This window comes from Patulibacter sp. SYSU D01012, from assembly GCF_017916475.1.
Classification (GTDB): Bacteria; Actinomycetota; Thermoleophilia; order Solirubrobacterales; family Solirubrobacteraceae; genus Patulibacter.
Window position 1 is genome coordinate 309,665 of record NZ_JAFMTB010000003.1, and the last position, 18,412, is coordinate 328,076.

Annotated in this window: 16 protein-coding genes; 8 read left to right on the plus strand and 8 right to left on the minus strand. The window is 76.2% G+C overall.

The window, feature by feature from the left end:
- Positions 1-23: 23 nt before the first annotated feature.
- Positions 24-791, minus strand: a complete 768-nt coding sequence (locus tag J3P29_RS17305) for a hypothetical protein (RefSeq protein ID WP_210495465.1) — start codon at positions 789-791, stop codon at positions 24-26.
- A 213-nt stretch (positions 792-1,004) separates the two neighbouring features.
- On the opposite strand from J3P29_RS17305, the gene J3P29_RS17310 reads away from it, so the two are divergent.
- The 3 genes from J3P29_RS17310 to J3P29_RS17320 all read left to right on the plus strand — a co-directional run bounded on the left by J3P29_RS17310 (position 1,005) and on the right by J3P29_RS17320 (position 3,160).
- A complete protein-coding gene (locus J3P29_RS17310; RefSeq protein WP_210495466.1) occupies positions 1,005-2,096 on the plus strand; it encodes a Glu/Leu/Phe/Val dehydrogenase in 1,092 nt (363 codons plus the stop codon).
- 171 nt (positions 2,097-2,267) lie between these two features.
- Positions 2,268-2,708, plus strand: coding sequence for an SRPBCC family protein (locus tag J3P29_RS17315; protein ID WP_210495468.1), 441 nt, complete (start codon positions 2,268-2,270; stop codon positions 2,706-2,708).
- Positions 2,705-3,160: a MarR family winged helix-turn-helix transcriptional regulator gene (locus tag J3P29_RS17320; RefSeq protein ID WP_210495469.1), complete on the plus strand. Its 456-nt coding sequence runs from the start codon at positions 2,705-2,707 to the stop codon at positions 3,158-3,160. The genes J3P29_RS17315 and J3P29_RS17320 overlap by 4 nt, the downstream gene beginning before the upstream one ends.
- Before the next feature lie 317 nt (positions 3,161-3,477).
- Here J3P29_RS17320 and J3P29_RS17325 read toward each other — a convergent pair whose 3' ends face one another.
- Positions 3,478-7,035, minus strand: coding sequence for an indolepyruvate ferredoxin oxidoreductase family protein (locus J3P29_RS17325; RefSeq protein WP_210495470.1), 3,558 nt, complete (start codon positions 7,033-7,035; stop codon positions 3,478-3,480).
- Positions 7,036-7,164: 129 nt separating this feature from the next.
- Here J3P29_RS17325 and J3P29_RS17330 point away from each other — a divergent pair, with 129 nt between their 5' ends.
- Positions 7,165-7,650 carry an Lrp/AsnC family transcriptional regulator gene (locus tag J3P29_RS17330; protein WP_210495472.1) on the plus strand — a complete coding sequence of 162 codons (486 nt, stop codon included), beginning with the start codon at positions 7,165-7,167 and terminating at the stop codon, positions 7,648-7,650.
- 303 nt (positions 7,651-7,953) lie between these two features.
- On the opposite strand, the gene J3P29_RS17335 is transcribed toward J3P29_RS17330, so the two are convergent.
- The 5 genes from J3P29_RS17335 to J3P29_RS17355 all read right to left on the minus strand — a co-directional run bounded on the left by J3P29_RS17335 (position 7,954) and on the right by J3P29_RS17355 (position 13,384).
- The gene (locus J3P29_RS17335; RefSeq protein WP_210495473.1) at positions 7,954-8,727 is read right to left on the minus strand and encodes a hypothetical protein; all 774 of its coding nucleotides are present in this window, start codon (positions 8,725-8,727) and stop codon (positions 7,954-7,956) included.
- A gap of 588 nt (positions 8,728-9,315) precedes the next feature.
- Positions 9,316-10,197, minus strand: coding sequence for a helix-turn-helix transcriptional regulator (locus J3P29_RS17340; protein ID WP_210495474.1), 882 nt, complete (start codon positions 10,195-10,197; stop codon positions 9,316-9,318).
- A gap of 165 nt (positions 10,198-10,362) precedes the next feature.
- Entirely contained in the window at positions 10,363-11,214 is an 852-nt protein-coding gene (locus J3P29_RS17345; protein WP_210495475.1) for an alpha/beta hydrolase, read from the minus strand.
- 123 nt (positions 11,215-11,337) lie between these two features.
- A complete protein-coding gene (locus J3P29_RS17350) occupies positions 11,338-12,177 on the minus strand; it encodes an aldo/keto reductase (protein ID WP_210495477.1) in 840 nt (279 codons plus the stop codon).
- A gap of 25 nt (positions 12,178-12,202) precedes the next feature.
- Positions 12,203-13,384 carry an MFS transporter gene (locus J3P29_RS17355; protein ID WP_210495478.1) on the minus strand — a complete coding sequence of 394 codons (1,182 nt, stop codon included), beginning with the start codon at positions 13,382-13,384 and terminating at the stop codon, positions 12,203-12,205.
- A gap of 150 nt (positions 13,385-13,534) precedes the next feature.
- On the opposite strand from J3P29_RS17355, the gene J3P29_RS17360 reads away from it, so the two are divergent.
- The 3 genes from J3P29_RS17360 to J3P29_RS17370 all read left to right on the plus strand — a co-directional run bounded on the left by J3P29_RS17360 (position 13,535) and on the right by J3P29_RS17370 (position 16,575).
- Positions 13,535-13,987, plus strand: a complete 453-nt coding sequence (locus tag J3P29_RS17360) for a MarR family transcriptional regulator (RefSeq protein WP_210495479.1) — start codon at positions 13,535-13,537, stop codon at positions 13,985-13,987.
- Between the two features lie 54 nt (positions 13,988-14,041).
- Positions 14,042-14,881: a hypothetical protein gene (locus J3P29_RS17365; RefSeq protein WP_210495480.1), complete on the plus strand. Its 840-nt coding sequence runs from the start codon at positions 14,042-14,044 to the stop codon at positions 14,879-14,881.
- 206 nt (positions 14,882-15,087) lie between these two features.
- Entirely contained in the window at positions 15,088-16,575 is a 1,488-nt protein-coding gene (locus tag J3P29_RS17370; protein WP_349239884.1) for an LCP family protein, read from the plus strand.
- Between the two features lie 92 nt (positions 16,576-16,667).
- Here J3P29_RS17370 and J3P29_RS17375 read toward each other — a convergent pair whose 3' ends face one another.
- The gene (locus tag J3P29_RS17375; protein WP_210495484.1) at positions 16,668-17,366 is read right to left on the minus strand and encodes an SDR family NAD(P)-dependent oxidoreductase; all 699 of its coding nucleotides are present in this window, start codon (positions 17,364-17,366) and stop codon (positions 16,668-16,670) included.
- Between the two features lie 168 nt (positions 17,367-17,534).
- On the opposite strand from J3P29_RS17375, the gene J3P29_RS20945 reads away from it, so the two are divergent.
- Positions 17,535-18,356 carry a helix-turn-helix transcriptional regulator gene (locus J3P29_RS20945; protein WP_210495485.1) on the plus strand — a complete coding sequence of 274 codons (822 nt, stop codon included), beginning with the start codon at positions 17,535-17,537 and terminating at the stop codon, positions 18,354-18,356.
- Positions 18,357-18,412 lie beyond the last annotated feature (56 nt).

An 18,412-nucleotide genomic window follows, 5' to 3' on the forward strand; every position in this document is an offset into this window, starting at 1 on the left:
GCCGGGCGGCTGGGCCGGACGGGTCAGGACGGCAGCGCGGCGTTCGCGGCCAGCCGGGGCGCGGCGGCGTCCTCCCGCTCGCCCTCCCCGGCGCCGCCCGCGGCCGGGGGCTCGGGCGGCTTCGCGGGCGCGGCGGCGGCCGCGGACGGCCCGTCGACCCCGGCCGGGGTGCCGGTCGTCCCGGTCGTCTGCGGGGCCGTGGTTGTGCGGGACGGCCGGTCCGCGCCGCCGCGAGCGACCTGCTCCCCGCGGGGCTGGCGCTCCGCGGACGCGGGCCGGTCCGCGCCGCGGACGACGGTCGTCACCGTCCGCGTGGGCGCCGCCGCGTCGGCCGCGCCGACCCCGGCGGCTGACGGCGCCTGCTGCACGGTGGTGGTCACGCGCCGCACGGTCACCGGGCGCACGACCTTCGTGACGCGCACGACGGCCGGGGGCGTGGCGGGGGCGACCGGCTGGCCCTGGGCGATCAGGCCGATCGGCAGCGCCAGGGTGGTCAGGGCCACGACGCACACCAGCGTCGTGCGACGACGGACGGGCGCGTCGTCGAGCGCCCGCTCGTGCAGCCGCGCCGCGCCGGCGGCCAGGGCACGGCCCGCGCGCGTCTGGGTCCAGAAGAGCTCCTCGAGCGGGCCCAAGCCCATCGCCAGCAGCTCGCTGATCAGCGTCCAGAACAGGCCGCGCGCCACCCACGAGGCCGCGCTGTCCGTGTCGCTGAACACGTGGGGCCACCACACGAGGACCACGCCGGCGGAGAGCCCGGCGGCGAGGAGTCTGGAGATGAACCGCCGCACCCTTCGAACGTAGCGCCGGACGGGGCCCCTGCCGAGGTGCGGCGATGTGAGGTCGCTCACGGGCCCCGCGACGACGGCGCTCGCCGCGCCATGACGGTCGTCCTGCGGCAGGAAGATGCGTGGGCGGAGCGCGTGGCGAACGGAAGTTGCGCGGGCCTGCGGGTCGGGCCCTCGTCGTTGCGTCCGCTCCGGTCGCCCGGTTGCATGGCCTCCATGAGCACGCGGCCAGGCACGGAGGGGGCGGACGACGCCGCGGGCGTCGCGCCGTGGGGCAGCGAGCAGCTCGTCCTCTGCCACGACGAGGAGACCGGCCTGCGGGCGGCGATCGCCGTCGACGACACCACCCTCGGTCCGGCGCTCGGCGGCGTCCGCTACAAGGCGTACCCGTCGTCGGCCGCCGCGATCACCGAGGCGCAGCGCCTGGCCGCCGCGATGACGCGCAAGAACGCCGCCGCGGGCCTGCCGTACGGCGGCGGCAAGTCGGTGATCCTGAACACCGGGCCCGTCGCCGACCGCACCGCGTTCATGCGCGCGTTCGGCCGCTTCGTCGCCCGCCTGGGCGGCGCGTACGTGCCGGGCGTCGACATGGGCACCACCACGGACGACCTGGCGACGATGGCGCGCGCCGGCGCCGGCATCACGTCGGGCGAGGACCCCTCGCCGGCCACCGCGGCCGGGGTGTTCGAGGCGCTGCGCGCCGCCGTCCGCGTCGTCGACGGCCGCGACGACCTGACCGGGGTCCGCGTCCTCGTCCAGGGCGCCGGCCACGTGGGCGCGGCGCTCGCCCGCGACGTCGCCCGCGCCGGCGGCACCGTGCTGCTGTCCGACGTCGACGCCGCCCGCGCCGCGGACGTGGCCGGCGCGCTCGGCGGTCAGGTCGTGGCCCCCGACGCGGTGCTCGACGCCGACGTCGACGTGTTCGCCCCGTGCGCGATCGCCCGTGTGATCGACGCCACGACCGTCGAGCGCCTGCGCTGCCGCATCGTCGCCGGCGCCGCGAACGACACCCTCGCCTTCCCCGCCGTGGCCGACCGCCTGGTCGAGCGCGGCATCACGTACGTCCCGGACTTCGTCGCCAACGCCGGCGGGGTCATCCACATGCACGGCGTGCGGATGGGCTGGGACGCGACGCACCTCCGGACCGAGCTGGCCTTGATCGGGGACCGGATCGCCGGGGTGCTCACGACCGCGCGCGAGACCGGCGTCACGCCGCTCGCGGCGGCCGAGGCGCTCGCCGCCGAGCGCATCGCGGCCGCCCGCGCCGAGCGCGCCCAGGCGCCCTCGGTCGTCGCCCGCGCGGCGTAGACCGCGGCCGTCCGGCGCGCTCCCTCGCGCGCCGGGCCCCGCATCGCGACCCGTGCGCCCCCGCCTCACCGGGGGCGCACGTCGTTCCGGGGCGTCCGGCGCGCCGGTAGGTCGCCCGTCCCGGGGCATCCGGCGCGCGGCGAAAGATATGCGCGCATGTAATATGCGCGCATGATGAATGCCGCTCCCGCCGCCCCCGCCCTCGAGATCGCCGCGTCGATCGACACCACCGCCGATCCCGCCCGCGTCTGGGCGCTCTGGTCCGACGTCGCCGCCTGGACCTCCTGGGACCACGCGCTCGACGCCGTCACGCTCGACGGGCCGTTCGCGCCCGGCACTCCCGGCACCCTGGCCGTCCACGGCCGTCCGCCGCTGGCGTTCACCCTGACCGCCGTCGATACGGGCCGCGGCTACTCGGACGAGACGCCGTTCCCCGGCGGGACGGTGCGGCTGGAGCACCGCCTCGAGCCGCTCGGCGACGGTCGGGTCCGCGTGACGCACCGCGCGCGGGTCGAGGGCTCCGGTCCCGTCGCGGCGTCGATCGTCGACCAGATCCGCCAGAGCCTAGGCTCTGCGGTGGCGACGCTCGTCCGCGTCGCCGAGACCGCGTGAGCCCCGGACCCACCACCACGTTCTCCGCCGGCGACTCGCCCGGCCTGGCCCTGTGGCGCGCCACCCTCGCGTGGCAGCGCCGCGTGCGCGCGGCCCTCGAGCCGCTGGGCCTCACCCACGTGCAGTTCGTCCTCCTGACCGTCGCCTGGTGGCACGAGGAGCACGGCGACGGCGCGGCGACGCAGACGGTGGTCGCGACCACCGCCGGCACCGATCCGATGATGACCAGCCAGGTGCTGCGCCGGCTCGAGGCGGACGGCCTGGTCCGCCGCGAGCCCCATCCCGACGACGCCCGCGCCCGCTGCGTGGGGCTGACGGACGAGGGCCGCGCGCGGCTGGCGGCGGCCCTGCCGGCGGTCGAGGCCGTCGACGCCGAGGTCTTCGGCCGCATCCCCGCGCGCGAGCGCGACGCGTTCGTGCGCCGGCTGGTGACGCTCGCCGCGGAGGAGTGAGCGGCGGGCGGCGGGCGGCGGGGCGCGCCGGGACGGGGCGGCCGCGGGGACGATCGGCGTCGGCGGTCGCGGGGCGGGGCCGATCGGCGTCGCATTTCGACGCGCATCGTCCCCACCGGCGGGGTGCCGACGCGCATCGACCCCGCCTGCCCCCGACTCGCCGAAACGAGTCGGCCGTGCCTGCCCCCGACTCGCCGAAACGAGTCGGCTCCGACTGCCTGCCGGCGACGCGGATCGCCCCGCCTGGCCGGCCGGCCCGGCCACCCGCTACCCGTCGGCCCGCCGAACGACCACCGCGGCGACCCGGCAGCCCCCCCTCAGCCCACGCGCACCATCGGCAGCTCGACCGTCGTCTTCCGCACGCGTCCGGCGGCCAGGTCGTCGAGCATCCGCGCCGCCCGCTCGCGGAAGAGCGCCACGTTGCGCAGCTTCACGTCCTCGTAGCCGCGGACGACGTCGGCCAGGTCGGCGATCGCGGCGACCTGGGCGGCGTTGTCGGCGGTCAGGTGCTCCAGGGCGGCGGCGACGAGGGCGCGGTACTCGCCCGGCAGCTCGCGCTCCAGCCGGCGGATCTCGGCGCGGCCGAACGGGTCCATCCGCGTGCCGCGCAGGCGCCGGCCGGCGGTCAGGGCGCGCAGGACGGGGTACGCCCAGCGGCCGTCGAGGGCGATCTTGCGCTTCAGACCGCGCGACCGCAGGGTCGGCGGCAGCAGCAGGATCTCGACCTTCGCGTCCGGGCCGAACTCCTCGCTCGTCCGGGCGCGCTCCAGCTCGTCCAGGTGCAGGCGGGCGATCTCGTACTCGTCCTTGTACGCGGTGAGCTTGTGCAGGCCGCGGGCGTACGCCTCGGCGACCGCCGTGCTCGTCCCGCCGGTGCGCTGGCGCTCGATCGCGGCGACCCGCTCGACCTCGCGCAGGTACTCCCGCGCGGCGTCGGCGCCGCCGAACGCGACGAGCTCCGGCACGCGGACCTCGAGCAGCCGGCGCAGCTCGCCCTGGGCGGACGAGCCGGCGACGAGCGCGCGGCCGCGGCGGTGGGCGCGCGTCTCGGGCGGAGCGGGCGGCGCCACCGTCAGGGCGGCCTCGACGGCCTCGGGGTTCGCCGCGGCGGCGCGGCCCCAGCGGAAGGCGGCCAGGTTGCTCTCGACCGCCGCGCCGTTCAGGCGGATCGCCCCCTCGATGGCCTCCAGGCCGATCGGGATCGTGCCGTGCTGCCACGCGGCGCCGACCAGCAGCATGTTCGCGGGCATGTGGTCGCCGAACAGGCGCTCGGCGAGCGCGCCGGCGTCCAGGGTCAGCTCGGCCGCAGCGTTCGTCGCCTGGCGGATCCGGCGCAGCGGCCGGCTCGGCGAGGTCGTCGCGGCGTGCGGGTCGATGATCTGCTGCGGCGTCGGGGTGAGGTGCGTGTTGACGATCGCGACGGTGCGGCGCGGGTCGCACACGCCGAGCGTGTCGGGCGCCGCGGCGCCGAGCAGGTCCAGGCCCAGCAGCACGTCGGCGCGGTGCGACGACGCGCGCAGCTGGCCCAGGATGGGCCGCGGCGAGATCCGCACGTCGGACAGCACCGGACCGCCCTTCTGCGCCAGGCCGGTCTGCTCGATCCCGGCGGCGTGGCGCCCGTCCAGGTGCGCGGCCATCTGCAGGATCTGCGAGGTCGTCACCACGCCGGTGCCGCCGACGCCGGGCATGCGGATCAGCACGTCCTCGGCCACGCGCGGCGACGGATCCGGCGGCGCGAACGGCAGCGCGGGCGGCGTGCGCTTGGCCGGCGCGGTCTCGCCGGGCGTGACGCGCAGGAACGACGGGCAGTCGCCCTTGGTGCAGCTGAAGTCCTGGTTGCAGGAGGACTGCTGGATCTGCGTCTTGCGCCCGAACTCCGTCGGGACCGGCAGCACGGACAGGCAGGACGACTTCTCGCCGCAGTCGCCGCAGCCCTCGCAGACGCGCTCGTTGATGCGGATGCGCTGCTTCGGCGCGGTCAGCAGGCCGCGCTTGCGACGGCGGCGCTTCTCCGTCGCGCACTCGTCGTCGTGGATCAGGACCGTCACGCCGTCGACGTCGGCCAGCTCGCGCTGCGCGTCGGCGATCTCGTCGCGGTGGCGCACGGTGGCGATCGGGTCGAGCGCGATCCCGTCGTAGCGGTCGGGCTCGGGCGTCGTGACGATCACGCGGCGCACGCCCTCGAGCGCGAACCAGCGGGTCAGGTCGGGGATGGCGATGTTGCCCTGCGGCTTCTGCCCGCCGGTCATCGCGACCGCGTCGTTGTAGAGCAGGCGGAACGTCATCCGCACGCCGGCGTTCACCGCGGCGCGCACGGCGAGCGACCCGGAGTGGTGGAACGTGCCGTCGCCCATGTTCTGCACGAAGTGTGGGTCGTCCGTGAACGGCGCCAGGCCGATCCACTGCGCGCCCTCGCCGCCCATCTGCGGCATGCCGAGCAGCTGGCCGCGGCGGTCGCCGTCCAGCGCGACCATGACGTGGCAGCCGATGCCGACGCCGACGAGCTGCCCGGCGTCCGCGCGGGTGGAGGTGTTGTGCGGGCAGCCGGAGCAGAAGTAGGGGGTGCGCTTGGGCAGCGGCGATCCGGCGACGGCGGGGGCGTCGAGCGCGGCGATCCGGGCGTGCGCGGACGCCGGCAGGCCGTCGTCGCCGAGGACGTGCACGAGCGCCCGCGCCACGTCGTCGGCCGACAGCGCGCTGCGCGGCGTCAGCAGGCGGCGGCCGTCCGCGTCCTCTTTGCCGACGACCTCGGGGGCGTGCGGCGCGCGGTACAGCGCGTCGCGGACGAGCGTCTCCAGGAACGGCAGCTTGTCCTCGACGACGAGCACCGTCTCGGCGCCCGCGGTCAGGCGGCGGATCTCGTCGCGGTCGAGCGGCCACGGCATCATCAGCTGGACCAGACGGATCCCCGGGCGGTCGCGGGCGGCCTCGTCCAGGCCCAGGTCCTCGAGCGCACGGAGCGTGGACTGGAACGGCACGCCGGCGGCGACGACCGCCAGGCGGCAGCGGTCGGTCGGGCCGGACACGACGCGGTTCAGCCCGGCCGCCGCCGCGTACTCGCGGGCGCCGTCCAGGCGGGCGGTCATCAGGTCCAGCTCGGCGTCGAGGTTCGTCGGCGGCAGCAGGACGGGACGGGCGTGCGGCTCGCGCGGCGGCAGCGCGGGGACGATGCCGTCCGCGACGCCGACGTCGACGGTGGCGGACGCGTCGGCGATGTCCGCCACGATCTTCACGGCGGTCCAGCAGCCGGCGTGGCGCGACATCTCGACGGCGTGCAGGTTCGCCTGCAGCAGCTCCTCGATCGTGCCGGGCGCGAGCAGCGGCACGTGCAGGCTGCGGCAGATCGGCTCGCACGAGCTGGGGACGGTGGAGGACTTGCTCGACGGGTCGTCGCCGATCCACGCGACGGCGCCGCCGAGCGGGGCGGTGCCGGCCAGGTTGGCGTGGCGGATCGCGTCGGCCGCGCGGTCCAGGCCCGGGCTCTTGCCGAACCAGAAGCCGGTGACGGCGTCGTGGCGCCGGCCCTCGAGCTCGTCGAGCAGCTGGCTGCCGCCGACCGCGGTGGCGGCGAGCTCCTCGTTGATGCCGGGGGTGAAGACGATCCCCGCCGGGTCCAGGCGCTTCCGGTTGCGCATGAGCTCCTGGTCCAGGCCGCCGAGCGGCGAGCCCTGGTACCCCGAGACGAAGACGGCCGTGTTGCGCCCCCGCGCCGCGTCCAGGCGGCGCACGTCGAGCAGCGAGCGCACGAGCGCCTGGATGCCGGACATCAGGGCGGGACCGCCCTCGGCCTCGTAGCGGTCCTCGAGCGTCACGCCGGGACGCGCGATCGGCCGGCGGACGTCGAGGGGATGCGGCGACCCGGAGACCTGGAACATGACCGCACGATCTGTGATCGGCATCACCGTGTCGCGTCCGGCGTGCGAAGCGGCACCGCCACGCACGAAAGGTTCGTCGACCGGCGTGTCGGCGCAACGAACTCGCACGTTCGCGCTAGCGTGCGCCGCATGGCGGAGCACGTCGGCCTGGACGACACCGACCACCGGATCCTCGAGCTGCTGCAGGAGGACGCCCGGCGGACGGTGCGCGACATCGCGGCCGCGGTGCACCTGTCGCCGGCCCCGGTCAAGCGCCGGATCGACCGGATGGAGCTGCTCGGCGTGATCGTGGGCTACACGGTCGTGCTCGACCAGAGCAAGGTCGAGCCGGCGCTCGAGGCGTTCCTCGAGCTGCGGATGCCCGGCCACGTCGACACGGAGGAGGTCGTCCGCTCCGTGATGGCGATGCCGCAGACGCAGGAGGTCTGCACGACGGCGGGCGACCCCGACGCGATCGTCCGCGTGCGCGTGAGCGACGTCCACGAGCTGCAGCGCTTCGTCAACACCCTGCGCGGCAGCGGGAAGGTGACCGCGACGAAGACGCTGATGGTCCTCGACCGCCAGTCCCGGATGCGGCAGAAGGTGACGCGGCGGCGGCCGGCGGAGGCGGGGTAGGGGGCCGGGCGGACGGGGGTGCGTCGCCGGGCGGGGCGGGGCGCGAGCGGGGCGGGGCGGGCGGCGCGGCGGGACCGGCTGGGACGGCGCCGGGCGGCGTGGGGGAGGGCCGGGGCCGACGGCGCGGCGCGCGGCAGCTGGGGCGATACGGCGCGGGGCGATGCGGCGCGGGGCGATGCGGCGCGGGGCGATGCGGCGACGGGGCAGGACGCAACCGTTGAGTTCGGGATGGAGCCGCTCTAGGCGGCCTGATCCCGAACTCGTTCCCGAGACGCTCGTCCGCCGGTCCGCGGTCCGGTCGCGCTACGCGCGGACGCTCGCCGCCGGCCGGTGCTCCGGTCCCAGCCCGCGCGCCGTCACCGCGACGTCGCCCGTCATCCCGACGGTGAGGCAGCTCGCCAGCACCTCGGTGACCAGCGCCTCGGCGAGCGCGCTGCTCCATCGCCCTGTCGGCACGACCACGCAGACGGGAGAGCCGCTCCGCCCGTGCTCGCGGTAGGGCGTCGGCGCCGCGGCCTCGGCCTGCCGCAGCGCGGCGAGGACGTCCGCCGGGGCGTCCACGGCGCCGAGCGCACCCGTCAAGCCGTCGCGCAGCGCACCGGACAGGCGCGGATCGCCGAGCTCGGCGCCGTCGACCCGGACCGCGCACGCGTCCCCGGCCGCGTCGGCGGTGCCGCCCGGCGCGCCGTGCAGCAGCCAGCCCGTGGCGTCGGAGACCCCGGAGGCGAGGGCCCACAGCGGCACCGAGACCGTCGCGTCGACGACCTCGACGGGTCCGAGGGCCTCGACGCCGGCCCACACCGCGCCGACGCCGGCGGCCGGGGGCACGGTGGTCCCGTCGCCCGCGAGCACGCCGGCGAACGCGCCGAGCAGGCCGAGCGCGCCGTCCGGGGCGGGAGCGCTCGCCGTGCCGGCGGCGCCCCACGGGTGCGCGCCGCCGAACGGCGACTGCAGGCCCCGCTGATCGAGGACGTCCTCGATCGCCGCCGCGATGGCCGTGCCCTGATCGTGGGTCGCCTCGGCCGCCAGGCCGGTGATGGTGCCACGCAGCGCGGCGCTGATGGTTCCGGATCGCACGCGGGGGAAGGCTACGGACGAGGGGCGGGCGGGTGCGAGTTGAGTTCGGGATCGTGCCGCCTGGAGCGGCATGATCCCGAACTCAACGGCGGCTGCGCCTCGCGACTGGTCCCGCGGCTCGCGACTGGTCCCGCGGCTCGCGACTGGTCCTGCGGGGGCCGATCGCGGCCTGCGGCGGACGGTCGGGCCCTCGGCAGCCGTCCGGTGCTGCGGCGGACGCCCCGGTCCGGCGCGGATGCGGCGGCCCGCGGCCCGGCCGCCTCGCCGCGGGTCGGTCCGCCGGGCCACGGCCGCCCCATCGCGAGCCGCCGCCCGGCCCCCATGCACACCCGGCACCCCCGAGGGTGACCCTGCCGCTCCCACGCTCCGCAGGGCTCTGGCTACCACCGTCCGCGCGCGACAGCATGGTCCCCATGGATCGCACGACCGAGACGCTGCGCTGGCAGCGGGCCGCCCGAGCGGCCGAGGCCGACTACGTGCGCGGGCTCGTCGCCCCCGCCGCGCGCCGCACGAGCGCGCGCGAGAAGGCGACGCAGGGGGCCGACGTGGCCCCCACGCTGGAGATCACCGCCGCGCAGCTGACGGCGGTCAGGCGGCCGGTGCCGACGGGTCGGCCGGCGCGGCGTCCGCTGCCCGCTGCGCCGCCGGCGAGGGCGCGGCGAGGGTGCGCAGCAGGTCGAGGGACCGCTCGGCCGGCGTCCCCGGCTGTGCGTAGTACGTGACGAGCAGCTGCCGGTCCGCGCCCGAGACGGCGAAGGACTGGTAGCCCAGCTCGAGCTCGCCGAGCTGCGGGTGGAGGAAGCGCTTGACGCCCGACGCCTTCTCCCGCACCTCGTGCCGCGCCCACAGGCGGCGGAACTCGTCGCTCTTCAGGGACAGCTCGCCGACGAGCTCGACCAGGCGCGGGTGGTCGACGTCGGCGCCGACCGACGCGCGGAGAGCGGCCACGCAGCCCGCCGCTGCGCGCTCCGGGCACGCGAACTGGGCGCGGACCTCGTCGTCCAGGAACGCGTCCCGCACGACGTTGCGGCCCACGCGGAACGACGGGTGCAGCGCGCCCGCCAGCGCGTTCGCGGCCAGGATGTCGAGGTGCCGGCCGAAGACGAACGCCGGCGCGTCCAGGTGCTGGTCCAGCAGCCGCGCCAGCTCGGGCCGCACGCGCTCGGGCTTCGGGCTCGGCCGACGGCGCCGCGGCGCGGGCGCGGCGAGCGAGTGCAGGTGCCGCGTGGCGCTCTCGTCGAGCTGCAGCGCCCGCGCGAGCGCCTCGAGCACCTGCGGCGAGGGATGCCGGTCGCGCCCCTGCTCCAGCCGCACGTAGTACGCGTTGGAGACGCCGGCGAGCATCGCCAGCTCCTCGCGCCGCAGCCCCGGCACGCGCCGCCGCCCGAACGCGGGCAGGTCGACGTCCTCCGGCTGCACCTGCTCGCGCCGGGCGCGGAGGAAGGCTCCGAGGGCGTTGTCCTGCTCCATGGATCGAGGGTAGACCCGCGCGAGGGCGGGATCGTGACCCCGTGAGGGCCACCCGGGGGGGCGGAACCGGCGCCGTGGCGCGGCCGACCCCGGTTCCGGCGCGCGCGGCCGGGTCCGGGGCGCCCGATCGGCGCCGTGGCGCGGCCAGCCGCCCCGCCCGCCCCCTCAGTCCGCGAGGAACGAGACGAGCGCCTCGTTCAGCTCGTCCGCGTGGGTCCAGCCGAGGTTGTGCGGGGCGTTCTCGACGAAGACGTGCGTCAGCGGCGTGCCGATGCGCTCGAAGATCGCGGGCAGGCGGCCGGCGGTGGCGTCGAGGGGCAGGATGCGGTCGGCGGTGCCGTGGACGAGCAGCGTCGGCACGTCGAACTTCTCGATGTCGGCGCGGAAGTCCGTCAGCCACGTCTGCACGCAGGCGAGCGTCGCGACGCCGGACGCGCCGTAGGCGACCTGCCACTGGCCGCGCAGGGCCTCGTCGGTGATGCGGGCCGGGCCGAGGTCGTCGACGTTGTTGAAGTCCGCCAGGAACGCCGTCAGGTAGCTGGGGCGGTCGGCCTTGATCGCGTCCTCGATGCCCGTGAAGACGTCGCCGGGCACGCCCTCGGGGTTGTCGTCGGTCTGCAGCAGGAACGGCGGGATCGCGCCGAGCAGCGCGGCCTTGCGCACGCGCGACGTGCCGCGGGTGCCGATGTAGTGCGTCACCTCGCCCGTGCCCATGGAGAAGCCGACGAGCGCGACGTCCTGCAGGTCGAGCGCCGTCAGGAGCGCGTCGAGGTCCGCGGTGAACGTGTCGTAGTCGTAGCCGACGGCGGGCTGGCTGGACTTGCCGAAGCCGCGGCGGTCGTACGTGATGACGCGGTGGCCGGCGGCGAGCAGCGGCGGCAGCTGCTTCTCCCACGACGCGCCGCTGAGCGGGAAGCCGTGGATCAGGACGACGGGCGGCGCGGACGGGTCGCCGTGGTCCTCGTAGTACAGCTCGATCGGCGCGGAGTTCTCGTGGCCGACGGTGACGTAGGGCATGGGGGCCTCGGGGGGTTCGGGGAGAGCGGGGGACTGCGGGGCACGCTACGGGCGGCGGGTGCGCCCGTATTGCGTCGGCTGACTGCGCCGGGCGACCGTCGGGCGCCCCGACCCGCCCGACCCTCAGCCCGCGAACGTCTCCGGGTCCGGGCCACCGCGCTCGCCCGTCGCCAGGCCGGCCAGCGCCGCCGCGTCCTCCGCGTCCAGCGCCAGCGTGAGCGCGTCGAGGTTCTGCCGGATCCGCGCCGGCGTCGCCGACTTCGTCAGCACGACGTTCCCCTGGTCCAGGTTCCAGCGCAGCAGGACGAGCGCAGGCGCGACGCCGTGCTTCGCGGCGATCCGCGCGACGGTCGGATCGCCGTCCAGGCGGCCCTGGGCGAGCGGGCTCCAGGCCTGCGTGACGACGCCGCGGGCGGCGTTGGCGGCGCGGACCTCGTCCTGCGGCAGGAGCGGGTGCAGCTCGACCTGGTTGACGGCGGGCACGACGCCCGTCTCGTCGATCACGCGCGCCAGCTGGGCGGACGTGAAGTTGGAGACGCCGGTCGAGCGCGCGCGGCCGTCGGCGCGCAGGTCGGCCAGCGCGCGCCACGTCTCGACGTAGCGGTCGGTCGCGGGCACGGGCCAGTGGATCAGGTACAGGTCGACGTGGTCCAGGCCCAGGCGGTCGAGGCTGGCGGCGAACGCGCGCGGCGCCTCCTCGCGGCCGTGCCCGTCGATCCACAGCTTCGTGGTGACGAACAGCTCGTCGCGCGGGACGCCGGACGCCGCGATGGCGCGGCCGACGGCGGCCTCGTTGCCGTAGATCGCGGCGGTGTCGAGGTGCCGGTAGCCGGCCTCGAGCGCGGCCAGGACGGCGGCCTCGGTCGCGTCCTCGGGGATCTGGAAGACGCCGTAGCCGAGCTGCGGGGTCGTGCGGCCGTCGTTCAGGGCGACGGTGGGGACGGCGGGGGAGAGGGCGGTCATGGGGGCCTCCGGTCGGGGGTGGGAATCAGGCGGCCGCGCCGGCGGGCGCGCCGGCGGCGGCGGTGGTGTCGCGGCGCTCCAGGCGGCTGGCGACCGCGGCGACGCCGAGGGCGGCGGCGACCATCGTGGCCGCGACCCAGTTGGGGCTCGTGTAGCCCAGGCCGGCCGAGATGGCCAGGCCCGCGAGCCACGCGCCGAGGGCGTTGCCCAGGTTGAACGCGGCGATGTTCCCCGCCGACGCGAGCATCGGCGCCCCGGGGGCGTGGCGCAGGACGAGCGACTGCAGCGGCGGCACCGTCGCGAAGCCGGCGAAGCCGAACGCGAAGAGGGTGACGATCGAGCCGACCTGCGAGTGCGCGGTGAACGCGAAGACGACCGCGACGACGAGCAGGCCGGCGAAGATGCGGTGCAGCGCGGGCATCAGGCCGCGGTCCGCGAGCCGGCCGCCGAACAGGTTGCCGAGCACCAGCCCGACGCCGAAGACGACGAGCAGCGGGGTGATCGCGCCGTCGGAGAACCCGGCGACCTCGGTCATCATCGGCGCGACGAACGTGAACGTGGCGAAGACGCCGCCGTAGCCGAGGGCGGTCATCGCGAACGCGAGCCACAGGCCGGGGCGGCGGAAGGCGGCGAGCTCGCCGCGCAGGCCGGCCGTCGAGCCGGGCTGGTGCGGCACGAGCGCCGCGATGCCGAGGAACGCGACGACGCCCAGGCCGGTGACGACCCAGAAGGTCGAGCGCCAGCCGAGGTGCTGGCCCAGCAGCGTGCCGAGCGGGACGCCCAAAACGTTGGCGAGCGTCAGCCCGGTGAACATCAGCGCGATGGCCTGCGCCCGGCGCTCGGGGGCGACGACGGATGCCGCGACGACCGAGCCGATGCCGAAGAACGCGCCGTGGCAGAGGGCGGCGAGGATCCGGCCGACGAGCATCACCGCGTACGTCGGCGCGACGGCCGAGACGAGGTTGCCGGCGATGAACAGCCCCATCAGCCCGAGCAGCACGGCCTTGCGCGGCAGCCGGGTGGTGGCGGCGGTGATGAGCGGGGCGCCGATCGCCACGCCGAGGGCGTAGCCCGAGATGAGCAGGCCGGCGGTGGGGACGGACGTGTCGAAGGTGGCGGCGACTTCGGGCAGCAGACCGGCGATGACGAACTCGGTCGTGCCGATCCCGAAGGCGCCGATCGCGAGGGCGAGCAGCGCGAGAGGCATGGTGGTGACCTCGGGGTGGCGGTAACGTGGAGAGACGAGAGCGACAACCCGCGAGCGAAATAGTTTCGGACGCGGGCTATTGCTGACGCGGCTTATCGTTGCACGCCGCGCAGCTGGACGCAACCTGCCTGCCGTGAGGGAGACGCCCCGATGACCATGCCCGCCGATGCCGCCGAGGCCCGCGCCCAGGGATGGCGCACGCTCGCGGCCCTGCACGACCGCATCGACGGACGTCTGGCGAAGGCCCTCGCGGCCGAGCACGGTGTGAGCGTCTCCGAGTACACGGTGCTCGACGTCCTCAGCCGCCAGGAGGAGCACCACATGCGGATGCAGCAGCTGTCCGCCGCGGCCGTCCTGTCGCAGAGCGCGACGACCCGCCTGGTCACGCGCCTGGAGGACCGCGGGCTGCTCTCGCGCTACCTGTGCCCGACCGACCGTCGGGGCATCTACACGGAGGTGACCCCGGCCGGGCAGGAGCTGCTCGCTGCGGCCCGGCCGACGCACGACCGCGTGCTGCGCGAGGCCCTGGACGAGGCACGCGAGGTGCCGGAGCTGGCGCCGCTGGTCGACGCGCTCGCGGCGCTGCCCGCGCCGGCGGGCTGACCGGCGGCCCGGGGCGGCAAGATGGCGGCGGTCCCCGTCGTCGAAGGAGCCCGCATGGCCGACCCGCTCATCACCTATCCCGCCGGCAACGTGCACGAGCGCGCCCGCGTCCTGGCCGTGCGGGTCCGCGGCGACGTCGCGGACGTCGTCGTCGACCGCACGCCGTGCCACCCCGAGAGCCCGCGCTGGCCGGATCAGCCCGCCGACGCGATCGCGGTGACCGTCGGCGGCGAGACCGTCCAGGCCACGTGCTCCGAGGGCGCGCTGCAGGACGGCGCGATCGTGGACGCGGACGGGGCGGCCGAGGGCGCCGTGGCCTGCGTGGTCCACCACGTCCCCGCGGCGTCGGCCCCGGCGGTCGGCGACGAGATCGAGCTGCGGGTCGACGAGGCGCGGCGCGCGGCCCTCTCGCGCGCGCACTCCGTCTGCCACTTCGGCGCACTGGCCCTCAACCGCGCGCTCGCCGCCGCCGGCGCGTGGCGCAAGGATCCGGGCCGCGCCGACAGCCTGGGGACGGTCGACTTCGACGCCCTGGCGATGGAGCGCAGCACGATCGCCGCGGACGGCAGCGTCGACGAGTATCGCGCCGGCAAGTCGCTGCGCAAGAAGGGCTTCGTCCCGGCGGCCCTGGCGGACCCGGAGGCGCTGCGCGACGCCGTCCGGGCGGACCTGGAGGCGTGGCTGGGCGCGTCGCCGGCGATCGCGCTCGAGCCCGGCGCGTGCGCGCTCGCCGACCGCCGCCGCTGGTCCTCGACGGCGGGCGACGCGGCCGTCGCGTTCGCCTGCGGCGGCACGCACCCGCGGGCGCTGGGCCCGGACGACGTGCCGGACGTGCAGATCGACGCGGACCCGGACGCCGGCACGCTGACGATGCGGCTGCGCGCCGCGGCGTAGACGACGCCCGCCACCCGCCGTTCGTCCACTCCGCGAGCGTCGACGCGCCCGGTCGCACGGGGCCACGCCACCCCGGGCGTGAGATCCGTCGCGAACCGGCGTCCCGGCCGGCGGCGGGCCCTACGATGATCCGCGCGCGTGTGTGCCGTACGGCGGCCCACGCCCGACCGCGGGCCGCTCGCCCGCCGACCCTTCGGATCCTCCACGTGCATCCCGCTCCCCGCCCCGGCCGCTGGCTCGCCCTCCGCATCCTGCTCGCCGGGGTCGTCGTCGTGGCGACCGTCGGCACCGCCGTCGCCACGGGGATCGACCACGAGGCGCGCCGGATCGCGGCGCCGCTGGGCCACCTGGACCCGAGCACCGAGCGGATCCTCGACAAGCCGAAGCCGGGCGCCGCGCAGACGATCCTGCTGACCGGCCTGGACCACCGGTACTCCGACGGCAAGGACGCGAAGAGCCGGTCGGACACCATGATCCTGGTGCGGCTGGACCCGGACGCGAAGGCGACGACGATGCTGTCGCTGCCGCGCGACCTGCGCGTGCCGTCGCTCGGCCCGCCCGGGCAGGACAAGCTGAACTCCGCGTGGGCGCAGGGCGGGGCGACGAAGCTGACGAAGACGATCCGCAACACGCTGCTCGGCACGCCCGCCGACCCGTTCCGGATCAACGACGTCATCTCGGTCAAGTTCGACGCGTTCGCGCAGCTCGTCAACTACTTCGGCTGCCTGTACGCCGAGGTCGACCGCAAGTACTTCGTGCCGCCCAACAGCGGACACGCGCAGATCGACCAGCCGGCCGGCTACCAGCTGCTGTGCGGCCAGGCCGCGCTGGCGTACGTGCGCTTCCGCGTGCAGGACAGCGACTTCATCCGCGAGGCGCGGCAGGCCAACTACATCGCCGAGGTGCGCTCGCAGATCGACCCGATGGAGGCGATCACCGGCGACCTGGTCCAGAAGGTCGGCAAGTACGTCAACACGAACGTCGCGGGCTCGCCGCGCCGCCTGCTCGCCCTGGCCAAGCTGGGCCTGTACGTGACGGACAAGCCGACGGCGCGGATCAAGCTCGGCGACCTGTCCGACGCCGACGACGACTCCGGCGACGTCCTCACGACCCCGCAGGCGCTGGCCCGGGCCCGGCAGCAGTTCCTGCACCCCGAGGTGGCGAAGCAGAAGACGAAGCGGCCCGCGAAGAAGACGTCCGGCGGCAAGCCCCGCAAGCGGCGCGCGAAGCGCCTGAAGGCGGCCACGCCCGCCTCGCTGACCACCGACACCGCGGGCATGGAGCGCTCCGCCGGCGTGGTCCGCGGCGGCGTCTCCGGCGTCGACGTCTACGCGCCGACGCTGCGCTACGGCCGCGGCGCGTACGAGGACGAGATGACCCGCGGCTACGGGATCCTCGGCAAGGACCGCAAGCCGAAGTGGCCGAGCTACCGCATCGTCGCCACGACCGGCGACAACGGCCAGTACTACGGCGTCGAGGGCACGACGTGGAAGAGCCCGCCGATCCTGGCCCTGGCCACCGACGCGGTGCGGCTGGGCGGCCGCACCTGGCGCGTGCAGTACGACGGCAAGAACATCCGCCGCCTGCTGTGGCAGGCGCCGTCGGGCACCTACTGGATCACGAACACCCTGACGGACGAGCTGTCGCCGAAGGAGATGTACGCGCTCGCGCGCAGCCTGCGGAAGGTGGGGTAGGGCGGCCCGGCGCGGGCGACGGTCGCGCTCCGACCCGCAGGCCATCCGCGGGCGGTGCGGACCGGGGCGGCCCCGATCCGCCGGCCGGCGGCTCACCACCCGATGGCGCCGTGCCGGTCGAAGTACGTGCCCGTCGGGCCGTCGGGGCCGAAGGACGCCGCGGTGACGATCGCGTCCGTGCCCTCCTCGACGGTCTGCGGGCCGCTGTGGCCGTTGAAGTCGGTCGCGGTGTAGCCGGGGTCGACGGCGTTGATCCGCAAGGACGGCAGCGCGGCGGCCCACTGGCTGGTCAGCATGTTCAGCGCCGCCTTCGACGACGTGTAGGCGGGGGCCTGGAACGTGCTCTCGATGCGGCCGGGCGTCGAGGTGACCTCGTGCGACCCCAGGCCGCTCGACACGTTGACGACGACGCCGTGCGGGGCGGCCGTCAGCAGCGGCAGGAAGGCGCGGAAGACGCGGGCGGGGCCGAACACGTTCACCGCGTAGACCTCCTCGAGCTCGGCGACGGTCACCTCGGGGACGGGCGCCTGGCTGCCGCCCACGCCCGCGTTGTTGACGAGCACGTCGAGCACGCCGCCGGTCGCCGCGGCCACGTGCTGCGCCGCCGCCGCGGCGCTGGCGTCGTCGGTCACGTCGAGCTGCACGTGGCGCGCACCGATCGCGTCGGCGGCCTCGCGGCCGCGCTCCGGGTCGCGGGCGCCGATCCAGACGTCGTGGCCGGCGGCGACCAGGCGGCGGGCGGCCTCGCGGCCGAGGCCCTTGTTGCCGCCGGTGATGAGGGTGATGGGCATGGAGGACATGGTGCTCGGCGGCGGTCGCGGCCACCATGGGCCGGGGAGTCCCACCCGGGCGGACCGGCGGCGACGGGGCACCGCGGCCACGACCGGTCGGCGCGGAGGACCGAAGCGGTGGCCCGCCACGCCACGGGGCCGCCTGGCCGCGGTGCCATCATCGACGGCGTGGAGACCGATCTCGCCCAGTGCCTGCGCGCGTGGCGGGACCGGCTGGTGCCTGCCGAGGTGGGCCTGGTCGGCGACGGTCCGCGTCGCGCTCCGGGACTGCGGCGCGAGGAGGTCGCGGAGCGGGCCGGGATCTCGGTCAACTACCTCATGCGCCTCGAGCAGGGTCGCGCCACCGCCCCCTCCCCGTCGGTCGTCGCGGCGCTGGCCCGGGCGCTGCGGCTGGACGACGTGGAGGCCGCGCACCTGTACCGGGTCGCCGGCCACGCCGGGGCCGGCGGCGGGATCGCGGTCCGGGCTCTGACGCCGTCCGTCGAGCGGATCGTGGCGCGGTTCCGCGACGTCCCGGTCCTGGTGCTCGACCCGGCGTGGACGGTCGTGGCGGCCAACGCCCTGACGCGGGCCCTCCTCTCCGAGCGGATCGTGGGCGACAACGCGGCCCGCAACCAGTTCCTCGGCCCCCTCTGGGTGGAGCGCGACGCCGAGCACACCGCCCTGTACGAGCGGCAGATCGTCGGCGACCTGCGCCTGCAGCTCGGCCGCCATCCCGACGACCCGGGCGTGCGCGCGATCGTCGCCGAGCTGCGCGCGGCGTCGGAGCGCTTCGCCGCGCTCTGGCAGCACGCCCCGGCCGCTCTGCCGGCGACCTCGCGCAAGACCTTCCGCCACCGCACGGCGGGGCCCATCACCGTCGACTGCGACGTGACGGAGTTCCTCGGCACCGACCTGCGCATGGTCGTCTGGACGGCGGCGCCGGGGACCGCCGACGCGGCGGCGCTCGCGTCGCTCGTGCCGCCGGCGGTGAAGCTGGTGGACGCCTGAGCGGCGCCCCTGTCGACCGGCGGCGTGGGCCGAACGTCGGGGTGGCGATGCCGGAG